The following is a 5,793-nucleotide window of genomic DNA, read 5'->3' on the forward strand; positions in this document are numbered from 1 at the left end:
ATTTCCTACGCGTTTTTACTGTTCTTCATTTCTCAAGAAAACATGATTTTTTTATGTTTAAATAATTTCTCGAAAACTTAATAATTTTCACAGTTACGATTTTTTCAACACAACTTTTTTGTCAGAATTTCTACAAGTTTTTCAGCCAAGAAAAATGTTGTTTTTTGATAGTAATATTTTTGTTTAATTTTTTATACTCAACAAAAAAAGTCAATAATTTTCAGCCAAAAAATGCTCTTATTTTATGAAGTTTTTTAAAATAGGAGAGAAGCAATAATTTTCGATTTATAGGAATATTTTTATGAAAAACGCAGCTACGATTTTATTTTGGGCAACGGTTTTGGCTAGGCTTTGTGCGGGAAGAAAATCGCCAAGATTTTCGAACACGCAACTAAGCCGAAGCTTTTTGTTTGGTTTTGTTTCTTTGATTTCACAAAGCCAAATCAACAAGATTTGGCGACTTAGTAAATATACACAAAACTTTGAAGTAAGCACAAACCCCGCATGAAGTTTAGCCGGTGTTGTGGTGTCGTTTTTTATTTTCTCAAAATCTTTCACTTCAATTTTACCTTTTATAGGTATCATGTTTTTCTAAACCCAATTATAGTGCTCAATTACTTTCTCTGTTTTTAAATGAGGTCTATTTGCTGTTGTATGTCCGTTTTCGTAAACAATTATATCATAATCTTTTGTAAGAGCAGATTGAATTGTCGATTCAATACGAAAATCCGTAGTATAATCAGTTATGATTAATTCGTTGAGTTTATTTTGAAGTTTAGATTTATAAAAGACATCGCTAGAGTATTTGTCAATTAAAATGTAATTATTATTTACAATTAGTTCGTCTAAATTTTCCCATTCTTTAGAGTCTTTTTCAAATTCTCCAGATTATGTTCCATCTTGTTGAATAAAAAAACAGGTGAATTATTATTTCTAAAAATATTGGCAAGCTCATTTATTCTTTTAACGATACCATTTGTATCAAATCGTGGAGATTTTCAGTAAACGGACCTTTTTGCATGTCAATAATTAAAAGAGCTTTTTCTTCATTTATCTGGATTTTCTGTTTTATTAATAGGAGCAAGTAATAAATAAAATATCCAAGCAAACCATGAAATGAAAATGACAGCTAATATCCAAGCTAATTTTTCACGACCTTTGGTTTTACGGGAAGCAATAATTATTAATAATGGAAGTAACCAAGTAAAACCTATAATGATTAAAAAAACAAAAGAAGTTAAATCAAAATCGTTGATGTAAATAGTTTCTTGCATAATTTTTAGGAAAATTTAAGTTTTTTGTTCAAAATGCACCACAACGGTTTTGGCTAGGCTTTGTGCGGGATTGAAAATCGACAAGATTTTCGATTACGTACTAAGCCGAAGCTTTTTGTTTGGATTTGTTTTTTTTGATTTCACAAAGCCAAATCAACAAGATTTGGCGACTTAGTAAATATACACAAAACTTTGAAGTAAGCACAAAACCCGCATGAAGTTTAGCCGGTGTTAGCAGCAGGATTTTTTATTTAGATGAATTAATTTTCATTATTAATAAAAATAATTCTTTTGGTAATCTTGCTCGATCTAGTGTTGTTCCAAATGAAAAGATTGCAATAGTGCTTATAGATACTAAATATGCTTCTGCTAAATATGAAGCTTTAGAATCTAAAAGAATAAAATCTTTTATTGACATTGTTTCATTTAAACCAGTTTTGTCATTTAAATATGTAACTGTATTACTAGATTTTTCGAACCAAATATTTTGATGTCCAATAGCGTTTCTAATATCTGGTTGTAATAATTCAAATAAATATTGATAACATTGATTCTCAGGTTTTAACTCAATTAATTGGTTAACTTTATTACCATAATGGTTGTCAAGTGTATTAAACTTGTATGTTTTTCCAATAGAGTAACGATAATTTATAAGAATTACACCAATTAAAACATTAAGAAATTCATTATATGCTAGAAAACTATTTTTTGCTAATTCCCATATAATTAGAGGATTATTTGTTGATAAAGATTGTTTAGAAGCATGACCAGCTTCTAACATATTAATATATTTATCTTTTATATAAGATTTTCTAGTTCCTTCAATTTTCTTTTGAAAAATTAAAGCAAAACAATCTGATAATTCGACATCTTTTGAATTATTCTTGAAAAATAGTGTTAAAATAATTTCTATTAATGCATGCGGATATGGTTTAAAAACAGGTTCTATTTCTTTAGAATAAAAATCATTAATATTTTTAATAAAAGTTTCTATACCAGTATTGGATATCTCTTTATAAATATTGGCATCTTTTATAGCTTCTTTACCATATAAACCACTTTGAATCTGTTCTCCTAATTGAATATCTCGTTTATCTATATTTTTTTTCGACATCTTGCTGCTAACGGTTTTGGCTAGGCTTTGTGCGGGGTTGAAAATCGACAAGATTTTCGAACACGGACTAAGCCGAAGCTTTTTGTTTGGGTTTGTTTCTTTGGTTTTACAAAGCCAAATCAACAAGATTTGGCAACTTAGTAAATATACACAAAACTTTGAGAAAGCACAGAACCCGCATGAAGTTTAGCCGGTGTTATGGCTTGGTGTTTTTAGTTTTCTTCTTCTTTAGAATTTTGAACTTTATCAGTTTTTGTAATTTGTAAAAATATTGAAAAAGCAAGAGGAATAATTATTGTCAATATAATTTCTCTTATCTTAAAGTTAAGATTAAATGTAATAATTGAAAGTGCACATAAGAACCAAATTATTCCAGTAGCTAAGAAATAGTTATAAAAAAAAAGTTTTGAATTTTTCATGTAGTTTATATTTTGTATTTGTCTGTGTATTTTCTCAACAAAATTATCGAGATTGACTTTTAATTGATTCGTTTCCTTTGTTAAATTTTCAGTTGTATCATAATCAAGAGCATTAAAAATTAACTTAATTGTAAAACTTCTAGGATTAACTTCACCAGATTCAATTCTTTGTAATGTTCTTACATTTATATTACATTTTTCAACTAATTCTTCTTGTGTTAAACCTTTTTCTTTTCTCAGCTCTAATACTTTTTGTCCTAATTCTGGTTGTTTCATTATTTATATAAAAATCTTTGACAAGAATACATTTTGTCACAAGTTCATAACAGTTTTTTCTTCGTATTTCACCCGACTTTCACCCGACTTTAGTTTTAAATTACTGATATTTAGTTTTATATCAATATTTTTTTTCACTTGGCCATAACGGTTTTGGCTAGGCTTTGTGCGGGAAGAAAATCGGCAAAATTTTCGAATACGCAACTAAGCCGAAGCTTTTGTTTGGTTTTGTTTTTTTGATTTCACAAAGCCAAATCAACAAGATTTGGCGACTTAGTAAATATACACAAACTTTTGAGAAAGCACAGAACCCGCATGAAGTTTAGCCGGTGTTGTGTGTTGCCTTTTTTCTTCTAGTTTTTATTTTCAGAATTATATATCGAAATATTATTTCCTGCAAAACAATCTCTATTTATTATGATTCCATGATTAAACATTACATGAGCAAATGTTTTTTGTGAAGAAATAGTATCATTTTTAAAATGAAATCTTTTTATTGAGTCGTTAGAGCAATATTTTTTTATGTTATATCTTTTTGAAATACTATCAATTTCTTTTTTTTTCGGATAATTATTAAAGTCAATATTTTTCAAAGCTTCTGGATTTTTAAATTCAAAAAAATCTAGGCTATTTTTCAATATTATACTGTCAATATATTTTATTTCAACTTTACTATACCCAATATTTAATTCTCGATGCATTGCTCCAGATAAAAATGGTGCTTCACAACAAATTTCTTTTGTTTCTCCATTAATTAAGTTTTTTACTTTAAAAACAATATAGCTTGGGGCTGTGCTTTGATTATCGTAGGCAATTTTAAAAATCTTTTTTTTGATTGAATCATTTATATAATTTTCAGAATTAATAATCTCTGTTTTTTCATTGATTGAAGTGATTTCTTTTTGATTTTTTTGTCCACATGAAAGTGTAATTAGAAAAGCAAAAAATATAAGAATTTTATTCATTTAATTTTTTTTTCAGGTTACACACAACGGTTTTGGCTAGGCTTTGTGCGGGAAGAAAATCTGCGGATTTTCGAACACGCAACTAAGCCGAAGCTTTTTGTTTGGATTTGTTTCTTTGTTTTTAACTAAGCCAAATCAACAAGATTTGGCGACCTAGTAAATATACACAAAACTTTGAAGTTAGAACTAAACCCGCATGAAGTTTAGCCGGTGTTAGCACCAGTTATTTTCCTGTTAATTTGTCCCAAATACTTCTATTTTTTTTCTTGTCTCGGCATTTTTCAACTACTTCGTTTGTAGATAAACCAAGATATCTTGTCGCATTATATGCAACTAAATAGTCCTTATGATTTCGATAAGTATGATGTAACTCCGTTATCCTTTTGTCCTTGAAGTCAGGCAAATAATATAGAACGTCAATCAGTTCAAATTCACCTGTTATTTTAGGCATTGTTTCAAGAACAATTCCAATCATTTTGGTGTCTTGACAAATTTGAAAAATTGAATGTGCAATAGTTACTTTCATTCCACGTTTACTCTTTTCAAGCAAGTCATAAAGTGTCGTAAGTGCCGAAGTTGATTTTATGTGCCCAAGTCCAACTATTGGCCAGTTGTCCTTTAGGCTTGCAACTTTTATTAGCTCAATTTCCGCAATCTTCAATTCTTCATTTGTCAATTTGTCAAGCAAGTCGAGAGGAACACCATCCTTTCTTTGAGCCCAAGTATTTGCTCCTAAAAACTCGTTTCTAAATATATTGAGATTATCTGTCAATGTAATGTCGTTTAATTGGTGCTAACGGTTTTGGCTAGGCTTTGTGCGGGGTTGAAAATCGACAAGATTTTCGAACACGGACTAAGCCGAAGCTTTTTGTTTGGTTTTGTTTCTTTGTTTCACAAAGCCAAATCAACAAGATTTGGCGACTTAGTAAATATACACAAAACTTTGAAGTAAGCACAAAACCCGCATGAAGTTTAGCCGGTGTTACCACATTTTTTTTAAGAATAAATCATCGCTAAAACAAAAGGAATTATTATTAAAACAGAAATAAGAACTTGTTTAGTATAATTTTTTTCATTGAATGAAATGTTTTCTCCTATATATTTATTCCAGAAGAAATTATTTAAAATCCAACCTCCAATTAGATTAAAGATCAATGGAAGTCCATTTATATTCAGAGTATTCATAAGAATAATAGTGAATACTGTATATAATATTCCAAAAGACATAACATATATTTTAACTTTTGAATTATCAGTTTTATCCATATTATGCATTAAAAGTATACTACCAAATATTGTCGAAAAAAAACATGAAAATCCCATTATTACTTTTTTAGAGTATAAATTAGGATTATCTAATTCTTCAAAAATATTTTCAGTTGAGATTTCTTTTTTTCGTTTCTCTTCAATAATTCTGTTTTGTTCTATTTTAGCCTTTATTTCATTTTCAACTTTTAAAACAGTTTCATTTTCTTTATCACGATTTTGTAAAATTTCAAATGCTGCATTTCTAGCTTCTTTAACATAAGTTTTATTGTCAGAAATAATTTCCTCTAATTCGGTATTACTTTTTTTTTCAAACTTTTCAAGGAATCTGTTTTTTTTCATTTCAAATTTGTGGTAACGGTTTTGGCTAGCAAACGGAGCGTTTTACAAGCCGATTAATTATCGACCTAAAATACAGAAAAAAAGAAGAAACCGAACCTTAGTAAAGCACAAAATTAGCTTTGTTTGTTAGCCGGTGT

General features: G+C 28.6%; 7 protein-coding genes and 1 pseudogene. All 8 read right to left on the reverse strand.

Translation table 11 applies throughout. The annotated features are described in order from the left end of the window. Window positions 1–285 precede the first annotated feature (285 nt). Window positions 286–585 (reverse strand): hypothetical protein, encoded by a 300-nt coding sequence (locus tag QVZ41_RS14390; protein WP_302885343.1) that lies wholly within the window; start codon window positions 583–585, stop codon window positions 286–288. A 6-nt stretch (window positions 586–591) separates the two neighbouring features. Beyond that, window positions 592–873, reverse strand: a pseudogene (locus QVZ41_RS14615) (isochorismatase family protein); the annotation flags it as partial. Window positions 874–1,046: 173 nt separating this feature from the next. Then, window positions 1,047–1,274: a hypothetical protein gene (locus tag QVZ41_RS14395; RefSeq protein WP_302885344.1), complete on the reverse strand. Its 228-nt coding sequence runs from the start codon at window positions 1,272–1,274 to the stop codon at window positions 1,047–1,049. A gap of 247 nt (window positions 1,275–1,521) precedes the next feature. Beyond that, window positions 1,522–2,388 (reverse strand): hypothetical protein, encoded by an 867-nt coding sequence (locus QVZ41_RS14400; protein WP_302885345.1) that lies wholly within the window; start codon window positions 2,386–2,388, stop codon window positions 1,522–1,524. Between the two features lie 212 nt (window positions 2,389–2,600). Then, window positions 2,601–3,083 (reverse strand): helix-turn-helix domain-containing protein, encoded by a 483-nt coding sequence (locus QVZ41_RS14405; RefSeq protein WP_302885346.1) that lies wholly within the window; start codon window positions 3,081–3,083, stop codon window positions 2,601–2,603. Between the two features lie 353 nt (window positions 3,084–3,436). Then, window positions 3,437–4,048, reverse strand: coding sequence for a hypothetical protein (locus tag QVZ41_RS14410; RefSeq protein ID WP_302885347.1), 612 nt, complete (start codon window positions 4,046–4,048; stop codon window positions 3,437–3,439). A gap of 223 nt (window positions 4,049–4,271) precedes the next feature. Beyond that, window positions 4,272–4,820 (reverse strand): hypothetical protein, encoded by a 549-nt coding sequence (locus QVZ41_RS14415; protein ID WP_302885348.1) that lies wholly within the window; start codon window positions 4,818–4,820, stop codon window positions 4,272–4,274. A 224-nt stretch (window positions 4,821–5,044) separates the two neighbouring features. After that, a complete protein-coding gene (locus QVZ41_RS14420) occupies window positions 5,045–5,656 on the reverse strand; it encodes a hypothetical protein (protein WP_302885349.1) in 612 nt (203 codons plus the stop codon). Window positions 5,657–5,793 lie beyond the last annotated feature (137 nt).

The organism is Wenyingzhuangia gilva (genome assembly GCF_030519655.1).
Lineage (GTDB): Bacteria > Bacteroidota > Bacteroidia > Flavobacteriales > Flavobacteriaceae > Wenyingzhuangia > Wenyingzhuangia gilva.